General features: G+C 67.2%; 14 protein-coding genes and 2 pseudogenes. 11 read left to right on the top strand and 5 right to left on the bottom strand.

The genetic code is table 11. The features are described 5' to 3' along the window. The first annotated feature begins 60 nt into the window (after nucleotides 1–60). From QP166_RS18455 to QP166_RS18410, 10 genes and pseudogenes are all read left to right on the top strand, one after another. Nucleotides 61–2,318: pseudogene (locus QP166_RS18455) on the top strand (glycoside hydrolase family 3 N-terminal domain-containing protein). A gap of 143 nt (nucleotides 2,319–2,461) precedes the next feature. Beyond that, nucleotides 2,462–2,776, top strand: a complete 315-nt coding sequence (locus QP166_RS18450) for a hypothetical protein (protein WP_333917411.1) — start codon at nucleotides 2,462–2,464, stop codon at nucleotides 2,774–2,776. Nucleotides 2,777–2,931: 155 nt separating this feature from the next. Further along, complete coding sequence (locus QP166_RS18445) at nucleotides 2,932–3,990, top strand: sialidase family protein (RefSeq protein WP_333917410.1); 1,059 nt, start codon at nucleotides 2,932–2,934, stop codon at nucleotides 3,988–3,990. A 3-nt stretch (nucleotides 3,991–3,993) separates the two neighbouring features. Continuing rightward, nucleotides 3,994–4,173 (top strand): hypothetical protein, encoded by a 180-nt coding sequence (locus tag QP166_RS18440; protein ID WP_028964939.1) that lies wholly within the window; start codon nucleotides 3,994–3,996, stop codon nucleotides 4,171–4,173. Nucleotides 4,174–4,561: 388 nt separating this feature from the next. After that, entirely contained in the window at nucleotides 4,562–7,801 is a 3,240-nt protein-coding gene (locus tag QP166_RS18435) for a TonB-dependent receptor domain-containing protein (protein ID WP_333917409.1), read from the top strand. A gap of 71 nt (nucleotides 7,802–7,872) precedes the next feature. After that, complete coding sequence (locus tag QP166_RS18430) at nucleotides 7,873–8,826, top strand: 2OG-Fe(II) oxygenase (RefSeq protein ID WP_333917408.1); 954 nt, start codon at nucleotides 7,873–7,875, stop codon at nucleotides 8,824–8,826. A gap of 67 nt (nucleotides 8,827–8,893) precedes the next feature. Beyond that, nucleotides 8,894–9,037, top strand: a complete 144-nt coding sequence (locus tag QP166_RS18425) for a hypothetical protein (protein WP_333917407.1) — start codon at nucleotides 8,894–8,896, stop codon at nucleotides 9,035–9,037. 25 nt (nucleotides 9,038–9,062) lie between these two features. Next, entirely contained in the window at nucleotides 9,063–9,329 is a 267-nt protein-coding gene (locus QP166_RS18420; protein WP_333917406.1) for a hypothetical protein, read from the top strand. 106 nt (nucleotides 9,330–9,435) lie between these two features. After that, nucleotides 9,436–11,526, top strand: a complete 2,091-nt coding sequence (locus tag QP166_RS18415) for a carbon starvation CstA family protein (protein ID WP_333917487.1) — start codon at nucleotides 9,436–9,438, stop codon at nucleotides 11,524–11,526. Further along, complete coding sequence (locus QP166_RS18410) at nucleotides 11,510–11,698, top strand: YbdD/YjiX family protein (RefSeq protein WP_333917405.1); 189 nt, start codon at nucleotides 11,510–11,512, stop codon at nucleotides 11,696–11,698. The genes QP166_RS18415 and QP166_RS18410 overlap by 17 nt, the downstream gene beginning before the upstream one ends. A gap of 233 nt (nucleotides 11,699–11,931) precedes the next feature. Here the strand turns inward: QP166_RS18410 and QP166_RS18405 are convergent, their stop codons facing one another. The 5 genes and pseudogenes from QP166_RS18405 to QP166_RS18385 all read right to left on the bottom strand — a co-directional run bounded on the left by QP166_RS18405 (nucleotide 11,932) and on the right by QP166_RS18385 (nucleotide 15,002). Then, nucleotides 11,932–12,459 carry an AAA family ATPase gene (locus tag QP166_RS18405; protein ID WP_333917404.1) on the bottom strand — a complete coding sequence of 176 codons (528 nt, stop codon included), beginning with the start codon at nucleotides 12,457–12,459 and terminating at the stop codon, nucleotides 11,932–11,934. A 112-nt stretch (nucleotides 12,460–12,571) separates the two neighbouring features. Next, nucleotides 12,572–12,856 carry a type II toxin-antitoxin system RelE/ParE family toxin gene (locus QP166_RS18400; RefSeq protein WP_333917486.1) on the bottom strand — a complete coding sequence of 95 codons (285 nt, stop codon included), beginning with the start codon at nucleotides 12,854–12,856 and terminating at the stop codon, nucleotides 12,572–12,574. 100 nt (nucleotides 12,857–12,956) lie between these two features. Next, nucleotides 12,957–13,118: a ribbon-helix-helix domain-containing protein gene (locus tag QP166_RS18395; protein WP_333917403.1), complete on the bottom strand. Its 162-nt coding sequence runs from the start codon at nucleotides 13,116–13,118 to the stop codon at nucleotides 12,957–12,959. Nucleotides 13,119–13,309: 191 nt separating this feature from the next. After that, nucleotides 13,310–14,049: pseudogene (locus QP166_RS18390) on the bottom strand (SDR family oxidoreductase). Nucleotides 14,050–14,549: 500 nt separating this feature from the next. Continuing rightward, entirely contained in the window at nucleotides 14,550–15,002 is a 453-nt protein-coding gene (locus tag QP166_RS18385; RefSeq protein WP_333917402.1) for a GFA family protein, read from the bottom strand. Nucleotides 15,003–15,127: 125 nt separating this feature from the next. Here QP166_RS18385 and QP166_RS18380 point away from each other — a divergent pair, with 125 nt between their 5' ends. After that, nucleotides 15,128–15,478, top strand: coding sequence for a DUF3147 family protein (locus QP166_RS18380; protein ID WP_333917401.1), 351 nt, complete (start codon nucleotides 15,128–15,130; stop codon nucleotides 15,476–15,478). Nucleotides 15,479–15,729 lie beyond the last annotated feature (251 nt).

Here is a 15,729-nt window from a genome sequence, read left to right as displayed (position 1 = left end):
GCGTAGGTAGCACGCGCTGACCGCGTGGATGGCGCGCGGACGAAGCGGAAAGGGAGCAGGATGAACGGACAGGATCGACACATCTCGCGGCGTGCATGGCTGGCCGGCGCGGGCGCAGCGCTGGCATGGTCGGCGAGCCCGGCGCGCGCGTTGCTCGCGACTGTCGCCGCCCGCCCCCTCCCCGCGTCGGTCGAGGCGCTGATCCCGCGGATGACGCTCGCTGAAAAGGCCGGGCAGCTCAACCTGCTCGCCGCCGCCTGGGCGGGTGGTGCGGCGATCTCGCTCAACCCGGCCGGCGCGGCCTCCAACTTCGACGCGCAATTGAAGATGGTCCGCCGCGGCGAGCTGACCGGCGTCTTCAACGGCAATGGTGCCGAGATGGCGCGGCGGATGCAGACCGAGGCGGTGCGTCGCTCGCGGCTGAAGATCCCGTTGCTGTTCGCCGCCGACGTCATCCACGGCCTGCGCACCGTCTTCCCGGTCCCGCTCGCCGAGGCGGCCAGCTTCGACCCCGATCTCGTGCGCCGCACCGCGCGCGCTGCGGCGGTCGAGGCGTCCGCCTCCGGCATCGACTGGACCTTCGCGCCGATGGTCGACATCGCGCGCGATGCGCGCTGGGGGCGCGGGGTCGAGGGCGCGGGCGAGGACGTGCTGCTCGGCCGGATGATCGCGGCGGCGCGCGTCGAGGGCTTTCAGGGCAGCGGCATTGCGTCCCCCGATGCGGTGGCCGCCTGCGCCAAGCATTTCGTCGCGTATGGCGGGGGCGAGGCCGGGCTCGACTATAACAGTGTCGACATGTCGGAACGTACACTCCGCGACATCTACTTTCCGCCCTTCCAGGCGGCGTTCGCGGCCGGCGCGCCGACCGTGATGGCGTCGTTCAACGATCTGTCCGGCATTCCCGCGACCGCCAATCCGTGGCTGCTCAACACGATCCTGCGCAAGGAATGGGGCTTCGGCGGGCTCGTCGTCTCCGATTACACCGGCGACGAGGAGCTGATCGCGCACGGTTTTGCCGAGGACGGTCGCGACGCCGCGCGGCTCGCCTTCCTCGCCGGGGTCGACATGTCGATGCAGAGCGGGCTGTACCTCAAGCACCTGCCCGACCTCGTCAAGAAGGGCGAGGTGCCGATGGCGCGGCTCGACGAGGCGGTGCGCCGCGTGCTCGCGCTCAAGGTCGCGCTCGGGCTGTTCGACGATCCGTTCCGCCGCATCGATCCCGCGCGCGAAAAGGCGCGGCTGCGCACCCCCGAGACGCTGGCGCTTGCGCGCGAGGCCGGCGCGCGCAGCATCGTCATGCTCCGCAACGAGGGCGATCTGCTTCCCCTCCCCGCTCGGGCAAGAAGATCGCGCTGATCGGCCCGTTCGCGGGCGGCGGCCACGACCTGATCGGCCCGTGGAACGTCTATGGCACCGACCGCGAGGCGGTCGACCTCGAAACCGCGGTGCGCGCGATCGCGCCGGGCGCGACCGTCGACGACGGCAGCGACGTGGCGCGCGCGGTCGCCACGGCGCGCGCCGCCGATGTGGTGGTGCTCGCGATCGGCGAGACGCAGAACATGTCGGGCGAGGCGCAGTCGCGCACCGAGATCGTCGTGCCCGCCGCGCAACAGGCGCTCGCCGAGGCGATCGCCGCGACCGGCAAGCCCTATGTCGTGCTGCTGCGCACTGGCCGCGCGCTCGCGCTGGCCGGCGCGGTGGCCAAGGCACCGGCGCTCCTGGTGACATGGTTCCTCGGTTCGCAGGACGGCCCGGCGATCGCCGACGTGCTGTTCGGCGCGGTATCGCCCTCGGCGCGGCTGCCGGTGTCCTTCCCGCGCGCCAGCGGGCAGGTGCCTTATTATTACGCGCATCGCAGCACCGGCCGTCCCAATCCGCCGGGTGCGCTTGAGCCCTATAAGGCGCACTTCCGCGAACTTCCGAACAGCGCCGCCTTCCCCTTCGGACACGGCCTGACCTACGGAAAGATAAGTTATTCCGACCTTTCGCTTAGCTCCCGCGCCCTTACCGACGCCGCGCCGCTGACGATACGCGCCACCATCGCCAACAACGGGCGCGTGACGGCGACCGAGGTGGTCCAGCTCTACGTCCACGATGTCGTCGCCAGCGTGACGCAGCCGGTGCGGCTGATGAAGGCGGTCACCCGCGCCACGCTCGCTCCCGGCGAGCGCCGGACGGTCGAGTTCACCCTCACCCGCGCCGATCTGGCCTTCACCGGCCGCGACCTGAAACCGACCACCGAACCCGGCGCCTTCCGCCTGTGGGTCGCACCGTCTGCGGAGGCCGAGGGGCTGGCGGGGATGTTTACGCTGGGGTGAGGTGCTCACCGTTCGACGAAGCTCGGGGCAGGACAAGCTTTAATGCTTCGGCGATACCTTTCCCCGTAAGTCGCGGGAAACTCGCGAAAGCCCTTCCCCTGTACACCATCCACCACGACCCCGCGGCGCACCGGCTGACGATCGTGACCCACGGGTTCTGGACCCCTGGCGTCACCGCTGCCTTCATCGCCGAGCTGCTCGCGCGCGGCACCGCGGCGCGATTGCGGCACGGCCCGTTCGTGGTGCTCGCGGATCTGAGCGCCGGGGCGATCCAGCCGCCGCAGGTCGTCGACGCGCTCGCCGCGATGATGCCGCGCGCACTCAAGGTCACGTCGCGGCCGATCGCGGCGGTGGTCGCGAACAACCTCGCGAAGTTGCAGACCGAGCGCTATCTGGTCGGCCCCAATTGCCGCACCTTCCTCGACCTGGGCGAGGCAGAGTGCTGGCTGACGGCATAATTGCTCGTCATTGCGAACGTAGCGCGGCAATCCATGGCGTCCTGATCGGCCCTGGATTGCCGCGCTGCGCTCGCAATGACGGATCGGGGCATCCGCCCCCGCCCCTTCCGCAAGACGTTTGGGTCCTTCACCCCACCACGCTAAGCCCGCGCGCGATGCCCCTGCCCTCCCCCACCCGCCGGCTGCTGCTCGCCGCGCCGTTGCTGCTCGCGCTCACCGCCGTCGCGCCACCCGGCGCCATCGTCACGTCCGAATATATCGACCCCGCCCCGCCCTATCCGCAGGCGCACGCCTCGACGATCGTCGAGCTGCCCGACGCCACGATCGCCGCGGCGTGGTTCGGCGGATCGGGCGAAGGGCGTCCCGATGTCGCGATCTGGTTCGCGCGCCGTAGCGCCAAAGGCTGGGAGCGCCCGGTCGCGGTCGCGCGCGACGCGAAGTATCCGACGTGGAACCCGGTCCTCTTCCAGCCCACCGGCCGGCCGCTTCACCTCTTCTACAAGGTCGGCCCCAACCCGCGCGACTGGTGGGGGATGGTCGTCACCTCCACCGACGGCGGCCGCCACTGGAGCGCGCCGGTGCGGCTTCCCGACGGCGTGCTCGGCCCGATCAAGAACAAGCCGGTCGTGCTCCCCGACGGCACCTGGCTGTCGCCGTCGAGCCGCGAGGTCGGCACGCCCGAGCACAATCGCTGGTTCCTGCGCATCGAACGCTCCACCGACCGCGGGCGGACATGGACCGCCGGGCCTGAGATCGCCTCGCCGGTCGGTCTTGAGGCGATCCAGCCGAGCGTGCTGACGCTCCGCGACGGCACGCTCGCGCTGGTCGCGCGCACCCGGCAGGGCGTGGTCGCCACCAGCCGCTCGCGCGACGGCGGGCGGACATGGTCGCCGCTCGCCGCGCTCGCGCTGCCCAATCCCAATGCCGGCACCGATGCGGTGACGCTCGCCGACGGGCGGCAGCTGATCGTCTACAACCATGCCGCGCACGATCCCGCGACCCCCGGCGACGGCCCGCGCTGGCCGCTGAACGTCGCGCTGTCCGACGACGGCGTGCACTGGCGCGCGGGGCCGACGCTGGAAACCCGGCCGATCAAGGACGGTTACGCCTATCCGGCGGTGATCCAGTCGCGCGACGGCCGCATCCACATCAGCTATACGTGGAACCGCATGCGGATCCGCCACGTCGTGCTCGATCCCCGCCAATTGAGGTAAGTCATGGCCGAACGCTTCGAACGCCACCGCCAGCCGTGGCGCCCCGACGAGATCCAGAAGCTCCACCAGCTCGCCAAAAAGGGCATGGCGCTCAAGGCGATCGCCAAGGCGCTGACTCGCAGCGAGGAATCGGTCAAGGACCGCGCGAAGGAAGACGGGCTGTCGATTGCGAAGCTGCGGTAGATCGGGCGGATACCGGGCCGATCGACGAGTCCGGATCGACGTGACGTCATCACACCCAGTGATGACGCTCCCGCAACGAAAAGAGAAATATATCAAAGGTCTGTTAGGATGTTGCGTAAGGCCTTGATCGCGTTACGCAATGGGGCTGGCGCAATTTTCCTGCGCTAGGGCGGCCCATTAATCAAAATCTAACAGGCGGGATCGGTAGAATGTAACTTTCTGCCAAACCAAGCCGAATAGGGCCGGGACTACCTATATATAAAGCGTGACTTTTATGTGACTGTATCGAAAGAAACATTTATTACAGTTGCGCAATCACGCGCTCGCGGCTTGTCACTGCGCCGATCAGTGGTCTTCATGAACCCCATATGAAAAAGGGGTTAATTCCATGAAGTTGTCGCGTTACCTTTGCGCCACGGCGATCATCGGCGCTTTTGCCGCCATCCCGTCGGTCGCCAGCGCGCAGACCGAGACCGGCGCGCTCGCCGCCCAGCCTGAAACCGCGGGCGTCGATGTCGGCGGCGAAGACGTCGTCGTCACCGGCTCGCGCATCCGCCGTCCGAACGAGGATTCGGCGATCCCGATCACGACGATCACCCCGCAGGAAATCCTGCAGACCGGGCGTATCTCGATCGGTGACGCGCTCAACCAGCTGCCGCAGCTGCGCCCGTCGCTGGGTTCGCAGAACTCGACCTCGGGTCTGGGTACGCGCGGCCTCAACTTCCTCGAGCTGCGCAACCTCGATCGCGCGCGTACGCTGGTGCTGGTCAACGGCCGCCGCCACGTCACCGCCGACATCATCAACAACGGCAACGCCGTCGACATCAACACGATGCCGACCGACCTGATCGAGCGCGTCGACATCCTGACCGGCGGCGTGTCGTCGGTCTACGGGTCGGACGCGATCGCGGGCGTCGTCAACTTCGTGCTGAAGCGCGACTACGAAGGCGCGCAGATCCGTGCGCAGGGCGGCATCAGCGACAAGGGCGACGCGGGCAACCAGATCGTCTCGCTGCTCGCCGGCAAGAACTTCGCCGACGGCCGCGGCAATATCGCGATCAACGCCGAATTCGCGCACCAGCAGGATTATTACGCCGCGGGCCGCCGCAACCTGCGCCAGAACGACGGCTTCGTCGTCGTCGACACCGATCCGGCCAGCGCGCCGGCGGACAGCGTGTTCGACCGCACCTTCTACCGCGACATCCGCAGCACCACGATCGGGCTCGGTGGCCAGCTCGGCTTCCGTTACGGCAACGGCACGCCGGCGTGCGGCGCCGATGCGGTCGGCTCGGCGTTCACCTGCGCCTATCTGTTCCAGCCCGATGGCAGCCTGACGCCGCAGACCGGCCAGCGCGTCGGCCTCGGCCCGAACGGCAATTTCGTCGGCGGCAACGGCGCGACCGGGCGTGACGGCAAGCTGCTCGTCCTGTCGCCCGACACGACCCGCTACGTCGTCAACATCCTCGGCCGCTTCGAGGTCACCCCGGCGTTCGAGCCGTTCATCGAGGCCAAGTACGTCCGCACCGAGGCGTTCGGCTCGCAGAGCGGCCCGTTCTTCTCGCAGGGCACGACGCTGGGCGACGCCGCGACGATCTCCGGCTTCACCGACCGTTCGTACTCGAACGCGGGCACCAGCAACGTCAACCGCGAGGGCATCCGCCTCGACAACCCGTATCTGTCGGCGGGCGCGCGCGGCACGATCTCGCAGCAGCTGGTCGCCGCGATCAACTCGGGCGTGAACCCGAACACCGGCTCCGCCTTCAAGACCGCGAACAACACCGCCGAACAGGCCGCCGCCAACCAGGCCGCGGCGCTGGCACAGGTCGCGGCGGGCACCTACCGCTTCTCGTCGCGTCGCAACTGGGTCGATCTCGGCACGCGTGACGAGCGGTTGCAGCGCGACACGTTCCGCGCGGTCGTGGGTGTGCGCGGCAACTTCAACGACGACTGGAACTACGAAGTGTCGGCCAACTACGGCCAGCACAAGGAAAACAGCGTCATCACCGGCAACGTCAACACGCAGCGTTTCCTGCTCGCGCAGGACACGACGCTGAACGCGGCCGGGCAGATCGTCTGCCGTTCGCAGGTCAACGGCGCCTATGCCGGCGACGACGTCGGTGGCGATCCGGCGCGGCTGGCGGCGGACGTTGCCGCCTGCGTTCCGCTCAACCCGTTCGGTCAGGGTTCGACCAGCGACGCAGCGCGCAACTACCTCGTCTCGCCGACCACCGCGAGCGGCAAGGCGACGCAGTTCGTCGTCAACGGCTTCGTCGCGGGTGACCTGAGCCAGCTGTTCGAGCTGCCGGGCGGCCCGGTCGGCTTCTCGGTCGGTGCGGAATATCGCCGTGAGACGCTGAGCTACGACCTCGATCCGCTCACGCAGGCCGGCTACAACTTCTACAACGCGATCCCCAGCTTCCGCGCCCCGGCGTTCGAGGTAAAGGAAGCGTATGGCGAGCTGTCGATCCCGCTCCTCAAGGACGTGTTCCTGTTCAAGGAACTGCGTCTGAGCGGCGCCGGCCGTGTCGCCGACTATAAGGGCGGCGCGGGCACCGTTTATGCGTGGGACGGCCGCCTCGAATGGCGTCCGGTGCAGGACCTGCTGCTGCGCGGCGGTTATTCGCGCGCGGTGCGTGCGCCGTATCTCGGCGAAACCGGCGCACCGCTCGGGCAGAACTTCAGCCCGGCCCCGAACGATCCGTGCTCGTTGCGCAACATCGGCACCGGCTCGGCGACGCGCGCGGCCAATTGCGCCGCGGCGGGCATCCCGACCAACTACGATTTCGTCTATACCTCGTCGATCGAGATCCGGAGCGGCGGCAATCCGGACCTGAAGGCGGAGACCTCGAACTCGCTGACCTTGGGCGGCGTGTTCCAGCCGACCTTCCTGCCTGGCCTGTCGATCTCGGTCGATTATTACGACATCAAGGTGAAGGACGTCATCACCGGTCCGACCGTCCAGCAGGCGCTCGACGCGTGCTATGACTCGCCGACGCTCGACAACCAGTTCTGCGCGCTGTTCCAGCGCGCGGGTGCCGATGGCGGTCCGGCCGGCGAGGTGCCGTACCAGATCCTTCAGGGAACGTATCGCGACGTGCCGCAGAACTATGCGCAGCTGCGTACGCGCGGCATCGATACGGAGGTCGTCTACAGCCGCGACTTCGGGTTCGTGCGCGCGAACCTGCGCGGCGTGTGGAACCACATGATCCAGCTCGACCGCTTCACCGATCCGGCGCGGCCGAACTTCAGGAACGTCCAGACCGACGAACTCGGCCTGCCGTCGGATCGCTTTAACATCCTGTCGAACCTGACGTTCGGGCGTGTCCGCATCGGGCACACCCTGCGCTGGATCGACAGCATGTACCTGAACACCTGGGAAGACTATAATGCGGTGAACGGCCAGCCGGCGCAGAACACCGATTACGCGCCGATCAAGAAGTATCCGGCGGTCACCTACAACGACATCAACTTCAACATCGAGGTCAACGACAAGGTCGACTTCTATGGTGGTGTCAACAACGTCGGCGACGTCAACCCGCCCTACGGCCTGACCGGTATCGGTCTCGGCTCGGGCATCTACGACAATCGCGGCCGCTTCTTCTACGCGGGCATCACCGCCCGCTTCTGATCCGGCCGGGTCATGCTAAGGAAAGGGGTCGGGCCTAGCCCGGCCCCTTTTCGTTTGAGGAGACCACCGCGATGGCCGACGTGCGGACCGCTCGGGCCGAACAACTGGCGGCGACTGGAGAAATCGACGTCGCGGTGACATTGCTGTCCGAGGGCGCGGCCGCCGGCGATGCCGAGGCGGCGATGTTGCTGGCGGTCTGGCATCTGCGCGGCGCGCCGGTCGCGCGCGACCTGTCCCGCGCGCGGGCCCTGCTGCGCCGCGCGGTCGAGATCGGGCATGTCGACGCCGCGCTCATGGAGGTCGCGCTGACCGCGAACGGCAGCGGCGGCGCACCCGATTGGCCGGCGGCGCTCGCCTTGCTGCGCACTGCCGCACGCGGCGACACCGTCGCGGCGGCGCACCTGGCGCTGGTCGACGCGATGGCACTCGATGCCGATGGCGCGCCGTCGTCGCCCTCGCCCGGCGAGCCGCTCGCGACGACACCGCGGATCGTCCACTTCCCCGGCTTCCTCACCGCGGCCGAATGCGCGCACGTCGCCGGTGTCGCGGGCGCGATGCTCGAGCCGGCGCGGATCATCGATCCGGCGACCGGGCGCTGGGTCCCCCACCCGATCCGCACCTCCGACGCTGCCGCGATCGGCCCGGTCCACGAGGACCTCGTGGTGCGCGCGATCAATACGCGGATCGCGGCGTCCAGCGGCACCACCGTCGCACAGGGCGAGGCGCTGACCGTGCTCCGCTATCGTCCCGGACAGGAATATCGCCCGCATTTCGACACCATCCATGGCACCGACAATCAACGGATCGCGACGATGCTGATCTATCTCAACGGCGGCTTCGCGGGCGGCGAGACGCATTTCCCCGCCGCCGATGTGACGGTGACCCCGCGCGGCGGCGATGCGTTGCTGTTCTTCAACACGCTGGCCGACGGCCGCCCCGACCCTGCCAGTCGCCATGCCGGACTGCCGGTCCGCAGCGGTGCCAAGTGGCTGGCAACGCGCTGGATCTCGCGGCCGCCCGCTTGACCTCTGGAATGTTTCCGACAATCCCTAATGGCGTGACACCGTCGCGCTTCCATGCCACAGGAATATCATGATCGAGCTCTCCCGCGAACTGGTCGCTTATGCGATCATCGGTGTGCTGGTGATCGCCGCGGTGCCGACCGGCATCGTGGTGATGCGCAAGCGGCGCCGGGAAAAGCTGCGCCGCCGTGGCATCAAGACCTACGGGCATTGATCGCGCGTAGCGGTCGGCGCGTAACATGGCGAAACGGCGCCATTATCTGACCGCGCGGCTACCCGACGGCTATATCAAGACGATCGGCCCGACCGCCCAGCCCTTCACGCATTACTGGCGGATCGTCGCCACCCTGGAGAACGGCAAGACCGAGATCTTCTGGGGCCACACCAATTCGCTCGCCGAGGCAAAACGCAAACGCGCGCCCCTGGCCGAAGCCGCCCGCCAACGCGGCTGGCGCGATCATGCCTTCGAGATCGTCGAACTGGAGCGCAGCGAAACGGCGCCCTAGGTGTCGTCGATCCGACTTGTCGACACATCGACGCTTGTCGAACCGCACTGGCGCAGCGCGTGCCGGGATGCGATGCTCGGTCAACGATAAGGACGAGAGGATCGACATGGCGGCGGCGCAACCACGGCTCACACCGCACACCCCGCGCGAGTGGCTGATCTGGGGCGCGGTCACCCTGCTCGGCGTCGGCGCGCTCGGGGTCGTCGCGCTCCGTCGCGGCGAGCCGGTCAACGCGCTGTGGATCGTCACCGCGGCGCTGTGCATCTATCTCGTCGCCTACCGCTTCTACGCGCTCTTCATCGCCACCCGCGTCGCGCAGGTCGACCCCGCGCGCGCCACGCCCGCAATGCGGCGCGCCGACGGGCTCGACTTCGTGCCAACCGACCGCAACGTGCTGTTCGGGCACCATTTCGCCGCGATCGCCGGCGCCGGTCCCTTGGTCGGGCCGGTGCTCGCCGCGCAGATGGGCTACCTGCCCGGCACGCTCTGGCTGCTGGTCGGGGTGGTGTTCGCCGGCGCGGTGCAGGATTTCCTGATCCTGTTCTGCTCCATCCGCCGCGACGCGCGCTCGCTGGGCGACATGATCCGCACCGAGATGGGGCGCGTGCCCGGCACGATCGCCTTGGTCGGCGTGCTCGCGATCATGGTCATCCTGCTCGCGGTGCTTGCCTTGGTCGTCGTCAAGGCGCTCGCCGATAGCCCGTGGGGGACGTTCACCGTCGCCGCGACGATCCCGATCGCGCTGTTCATGGGGCTGTACGGCCGCTTCCTGCGCCCCGGCCGGATCGCCGAAATGTCGGGGATCGGCTTCGTGCTGCTGATGGCCGCGATCGTCGGCGGGCAGCATGTCGCCGCCTCCCCTGCCCTCGCAGCCGTCTTCACGCTCGACGGGCCGACGCTCGCGCTGGCGCTGATGGCCTATGGCTTCATCGCCTCGGTGGTGCCGGTGTGGCTGCTGCTCGCGCCGCGCGACTATCTGTCGACCTTCCTCAAGATCGGGGTGATCGCCGGCCTCGCGCTCGGCATCCTGATCGTCCGGCCCGAGCTGCAGATGCCCGCGGTGACGCGCTTTGTCGACGGCACCGGCCCGGCGTTCGCGGGCGCGCTGTTCCCGTTCCTGTTCATCACGATCGCATGCGGTGCGGTGTCCGGTTTCCACGCGCTGATCGCCAGCGGCACCACACCGAAGATGATCGCGACCGAGGGCGACCTGCGCTTCATCGGTTACGGCGCGATGCTGACCGAGAGTTTCGTCGCGGTGATGGCGCTGATCGCGGCGTGCGTGCTCGACCCGGCGGTTTATTTCGCGATGAACGCCCCCGCCGCGCTGATCGGCACCGACGTCGCCAGCGCCGCACAGGCGATCGGCCAATGGGGCTTCCAGGTCCAGCCCGAGACGCTGACGCAGATTGCGCGCGACGTCGGCGAGAACACGATCCTCAGCCGCGCGGGCGGCGCGCCGACGCTGGCGGTGGGGATGGCGCATATCCTCAGCCGCGTGATCGGCGGACAGGCGCTGATGGCCTTCTGGTATCATTTCGCGATCCTGTTCGAGGCGCTGTTCATCCTCACCACCGTCGACGCGGGGACGCGCGTGGCGCGCTTCATGATCCAGGACCTGCTCGGCAGCGCGATCCCGGCGATGCGCGCGACCGAGAAGCTCGGGCCGAACCTGCTCGCCACCGCGCTGGCAGTCGGGGCATGGGGCTGGTTCCTGTACCAGGGCGTCACCGATCCGCTCGGCGGGATCAACACGCTGTGGCCGCTGTTCGGCATCTCCAACCAGATGCTCGCCGCGATCGCGTTGACGCTGGCGACCGTGATCCTGTTCCGCATGAAGCGGCAGCGTTATGCCTGGGTGACGATCGCGCCGACGCTCTGGCTGCTGATCTGCACGCTGACCGCGGGGTGGCAGAAGCTGTTCCACGCCGACCCGCGGATCGGCTTCCTGTCGCACGCCGACACGTTCGCGACCGCGCTGGCGGAGGGCCGCCGGCTCGCCCCCGCCAAGACCCTCGCCGACATGGCGCGGATCGTCTTCAACGACCGGGTCGACGCCGCGGTGTGCGCGTTTTTCGTCGTGCTGGTGCTCGCGATCGTGGTCTACGGCGTGGCGGTGGCGCGCCGCGCGCTCGCCAGCGACCGCCCGACCGCGCAGGAGATCGGGCAGGAGGTCGGCGATGTCGTGGTGGCGTAAGGCGGCACAGACTGCGCGGCTGATGGTCGGCGTCCCCGATTACGACGCGTACCTCGCGCATCGCGCTGCGCACCACCCCGGCGAGCCGGTGCTGGACCGCGGGGATTTCCACCGCGACCGGATCGAGCGGCGTTATGGCGTCGGCAAGGGCGCGCCGCCGCGCTGTTGCTGAAGGGGCGCCTCCTCTCCCTGCCCCGGTGTGGTCGCTCCTGCGGGGACAGCGACCGCTATCTCTCGGCTGCGGGCACGACATCGCGACATGTCGGCATGTCGACATGTCGCGATGTCCACGGAGTCCGGCTGGAGGATGACCGTAAACCTGCGCTGAGAAGCCATCTCGGTTCGGCGCGTAAGGAGACCCTAAGCGACGAACGCCGTCTCGTTTGGGGAAGATAGATGTGCGGCTTAGCGCCTGAGGCCATTGGAGTGATAGAAGGCTGCCAGCGCCTTGGTCGTCGTGATCTGCACCTTGGGCAGGCTGACGCCGTCGATCATGTCCCGGTAGCGGATGCGGTTGGCTCTGGTGGCGACGATGATGTGCCGGATCATGTCCCTTTTCACGCTATCGCGACCGCCCTCCAGCGCGCCGCGACGATCGCGCTCGAACCAGCAGCGCCGAACATAGCGATACAGGCTGGTCGTCGTCGGCACGTCGAGAAGGATGAAGCCGGTCGCTCGTTCCAGCCGTTGTGGAAGCAGCCGGGAGTAATTGCCTTCGATCACCCAGCGGTCGCCGGTGATCGCCGTATCATGAAGCGCCGCGAACTCGTCCGGCGGTCGTGGAACCCAGTCGGTGTGCGGAAGATGGTGGAGCCGATCGAGGTGGACCACCTCCAAGCCCTGCGTTCGTCCGATTGCCTCCGCGAGGATCGACTTGCCGCTGTTCGACGGTCCCATGATGCAGATGCGTGTGCCCAGCTCGTTGAGCGTCATGGCCCAGAATACCTCCTCGCGATGTGCGATATGTCTGCGGACGGACTCTCACAATGGAGGGTGAAGGGAGAATATCGCTGCGATCCGTACCGTCCATCGCGCAACGTCGCCTTCAGAACGGGCAGTCGAGGTCGCGCATTCCTTCGACGACCGCGACGATCCCGACCTGATCGGCGTCGGCATCATGCTCATAGAGGATCAGGTAGCTTCCGTGGACGAGCGTGCGGGCACCCGGCCGAATGTCGTCGCGCGCCGTGTTGATGCCGGGAAAGTCCCGTAAGCGCTCGATCTTGGCGTCCAGCGCTAGCAGCAGCCTGTCGGCAGCATGGTCGTCGTCAAGCGCGATATAGGTCCAGATCCGTTTGAGATCCTCGCGGGCGCGACGCGATAGGACGATCGCGGTGATCTCAGCGCGCGGCGTCGGCCTCGCTGCGGGCTTCGTCGATGATTGCCTTCATGTCGAGTGGACCGGCAACGCCGCTGGCCTTGCCCTTGTCCTAGGCGTCGCGCAGCAGCCGCAATTCCTCCGCCCGAAAGGCGCGGCGTTCGTTCCACAGGCGCATCGCATCGCGCACCACTTCGCTCGCCGACGCATATTCGCCCGCTGCGATGGCGGCATGGATCGTCTCCGCCATCGGCTCGGGGACCACGATGGTCATTCTGGCATATGCCGCCATCATCACTCTTGCCTCTGTCAGGCTGTTCATAATGATTCATAACCGCAGGCCTGCAAGGATGTCGTCCGCAAGGCAGGCGATCTGCGCGAGGAACAGCGCGTTGCGCGGAGAGCGCGATTGAGAGCGCTTTCTCCAATGGGATGGTGAAACGGGAAAGTTGGATCAGCGGCTGCTCACGCGCTCCAACCGCCATCGATATTGTAGGTCGCGCCGGTCACGAACCCCGCCTCGAGCGAAGTGAGATATGCGACAAGTCCGGCCACTTCGTCAGACGTGCCATGTCGGGGGATTGCAGGCGGGCTTCGATTTGCGACGGCATTCGGCCCGTCCGCTGGATTGCGTTCAGTATCGATCGGGCCCGGCTGCACTAGATTGGCGGTTATACCTCGCTCACCCAAATCTCGGGCCAGGCCGCGTGTCATACCCCCAATGCGGCCTTGCTCGCCGCATAGAGCGTGCCGCCAGCGCCGGGCATCCTGTCTGCCACGATGCTTCCGATCGTGACGATCCGGCCGCCCTCGGCCATCAAGCCTGCCGCCTTCTTTGCCGCAAGGAATGGTGCCCTGACGTTGAGCGCGAAAGAGCGGTCGAACGCATCGTCCTCGTAAGCCTCAAGCGGTCCTACAATCGCGGTTCCAGCGACGCTCACCAGAATATCGAGGCGGCCGAAATGCTTTACGATGCGATCGATTGCGTCGTTGAGCGCCCCTGCATCGCTTACGTCTACTTGCACCATCAGCGCATGATGCCCGGCCGCGTGCAACTCGCCCGCAAGACGCTCGGCGTCACCTGATCGACGTAGAAAGGTTGCCCCAATTGATGCGCCATCATTCGCCAACCTTCGACTAATCGCTGCACCGATGCCGCGCGTGCCGCCGATGACGATCGCAACCTTCCCGTCGTGAATCCGCATTGCTTTCCTCGGTGCTCGTCTCGGCCTTGATGCACCGTAGCGTCACCCTCGCCGTCCACGATATTGCCGTTCGACGTCGCTGAAAACGAAGGTTCGGGGAGACAGCCGAGCGGTGCCAGCCGATTGCGCGGTCGCGCTCGACAGGCTTTACCAGAACGTGTTCCCGGATGGGCTTTCGCGAGATGGCATCACGGACAGGGAGAAACGAGACGCTTCACAGGCGGCTGTTCGGGTGACGATCACAGGTTTCGCCTCGGCGTGGGCTATCCTCGTCACATGCCCTGTAACGCTGACTATGCATCACCGATGACGTCTTGGCGTACACGGCATAAGCTGTTCGACATGTCGAAATGTCGACACCATACGAAGCGCCAGTGGTGATAGCCATGGGCCCCTGCCTGCGCAGGGGAGACGGCGAGTTGAGTGCCGAGGCTGCGAATGTCGGGACGTTGCCACCCTACCCTCCACGACCGATGTCGACACATCGACACGTCGAATGGCTATTCCGCTCCAAATTCTGCGATCAGCGCCGGATAGGCATCGGCCGGCGGGAAGCCTGCGTAACGATGGCGCGCGGGCGTCGTCATCCAGGGCAGCGCCTCATCGGTCCAGGTCTCGATGAACGGCACGAACCAGCCCGCGTCGTCGAGCGCGGTCGCGCGGATGTTGACGAAGCCCATGTCGGGCTCGATGCGCGTGAACAGCCAACCCTTGCAGCGGTCGCAATGATGATGGCGGACCTGCGCGCCGTGCAGCCCGCCGATCACCGGCGTGCCCTGCGTCACCGCGAAGCCCGGCGTCGGCACCGCGATCGAGGTCGAAAAGGCGCTGCCCAACATTCGCTGGCAACCGGTGCAATGGCAGGCCATCGTCATGAGCGGCGGCTGCGCGATGCTGAAGCGGACATCGCCGCAACGACAGCCGCCGGTCCAGGGAAGCGTAGGAAGGGTCATGTCCTTCTTCTGGGCCGCATCGCCGCCGGGCACAAGCTGTCGGGCTGTCTGGTTGTAGACATGTCGATTGGCCGACATGCCGACAGCCCCCTTCCCTCCCCTCCCCGCGCGCTACACCGACGGGCATGATTCCGTTCGTGCTCAAGTCCATCGTCTCCGGCTTGCTGATCGCCGGGGCCTCGACGCTCGCGAAGCGCTATCCCGGCGTCGGTGCGCTGGTCGCCTCGCTGCCGCTGGTGTCGGTGCTCGGGATGATGTGGCTGTGGCATGAGAAACCCGACGCCGCGAACATGGCGGCGCACGCCGGCGCGACCTTCTGGTACGTGCTGCCGTCGCTGCCGATGTTCCTGCTGATCCCGGCGTTGCTGCGCCACGGTGTCGGCTTCTGGCCTGCGCTCGTCACAGGCTGTGCGCTGACGGTCGCGCTCTATACGGCGATGACGTTGATCGGCCCGCGCTTCGGCCTGCCGCTATGATCGACGTGTCGCTATGTAGGCGCGTCGACATGGCGACATGTCGTTCCCGTTATTGCGAGCGCAGCGAAGCAATCCAGGGCGTCTTGATCCTTCACTGGATTGCTTCGCTGCGCGCGCAATGACGATCTGATCGTCGATCATACGACATGTCGATTGATCGACACGTAGACGCGAAGACACGACGACAACTTCTGCTTCATACCCCCTTCTGCGACACCTTCGCCAACATCAGGACAAACCGCATCGCCCGC

Source organism: Sphingomonas sp. LR60 (assembly GCF_036855935.1).
In the GTDB taxonomy this organism is placed as follows: Bacteria; Pseudomonadota; Alphaproteobacteria; order Sphingomonadales; family Sphingomonadaceae; genus Sphingomonas.
Note: the sequence above shows the minus strand (reverse complement) of the source record. Positions and strands in the feature narration are given on the sequence as shown.

Excerpts from the sequence above, each read along its gene's own strand:
- QP166_RS18415 (WP_333917487.1), top strand. The coding sequence starts at position 9,436 with ATGGCGGCGGCGCAACCACGGCTCACACCGCACACCCCGCGCGAGTGG.
- QP166_RS18435 (WP_333917409.1), top strand. The coding sequence starts at position 4,562 with ATGAAGTTGTCGCGTTACCTTTGCGCCACGGCGATCATCGGCGCTTTT.
- QP166_RS18440 (WP_028964939.1), top strand. The coding sequence starts at position 3,994 with ATGGCCGAACGCTTCGAACGCCACCGCCAGCCGTGGCGCCCCGACGAG.
- QP166_RS18395 (WP_333917403.1), bottom strand. The coding sequence starts at position 13,118 with ATGACCATCGTGGTCCCCGAGCCGATGGCGGAGACGATCCATGCCGCC.
- QP166_RS18420 (WP_333917406.1), top strand. The coding sequence starts at position 9,063 with ATGGCGAAACGGCGCCATTATCTGACCGCGCGGCTACCCGACGGCTAT.
- QP166_RS18425 (WP_333917407.1), top strand. The coding sequence starts at position 8,894 with ATGATCGAGCTCTCCCGCGAACTGGTCGCTTATGCGATCATCGGTGTG.
- QP166_RS18445 (WP_333917410.1), top strand. The coding sequence starts at position 2,932 with ATGCCCCTGCCCTCCCCCACCCGCCGGCTGCTGCTCGCCGCGCCGTTG.
- QP166_RS18380 (WP_333917401.1), top strand. The coding sequence starts at position 15,128 with ATGATTCCGTTCGTGCTCAAGTCCATCGTCTCCGGCTTGCTGATCGCC.
- QP166_RS18410 (WP_333917405.1), top strand. The coding sequence starts at position 11,510 with ATGTCGTGGTGGCGTAAGGCGGCACAGACTGCGCGGCTGATGGTCGGC.
- QP166_RS18385 (WP_333917402.1), bottom strand. The coding sequence starts at position 15,002 with ATGACCCTTCCTACGCTTCCCTGGACCGGCGGCTGTCGTTGCGGCGAT.
- QP166_RS18405 (WP_333917404.1), bottom strand. The coding sequence starts at position 12,459 with ATGACGCTCAACGAGCTGGGCACACGCATCTGCATCATGGGACCGTCG.
- QP166_RS18430 (WP_333917408.1), top strand. The coding sequence starts at position 7,873 with ATGGCCGACGTGCGGACCGCTCGGGCCGAACAACTGGCGGCGACTGGA.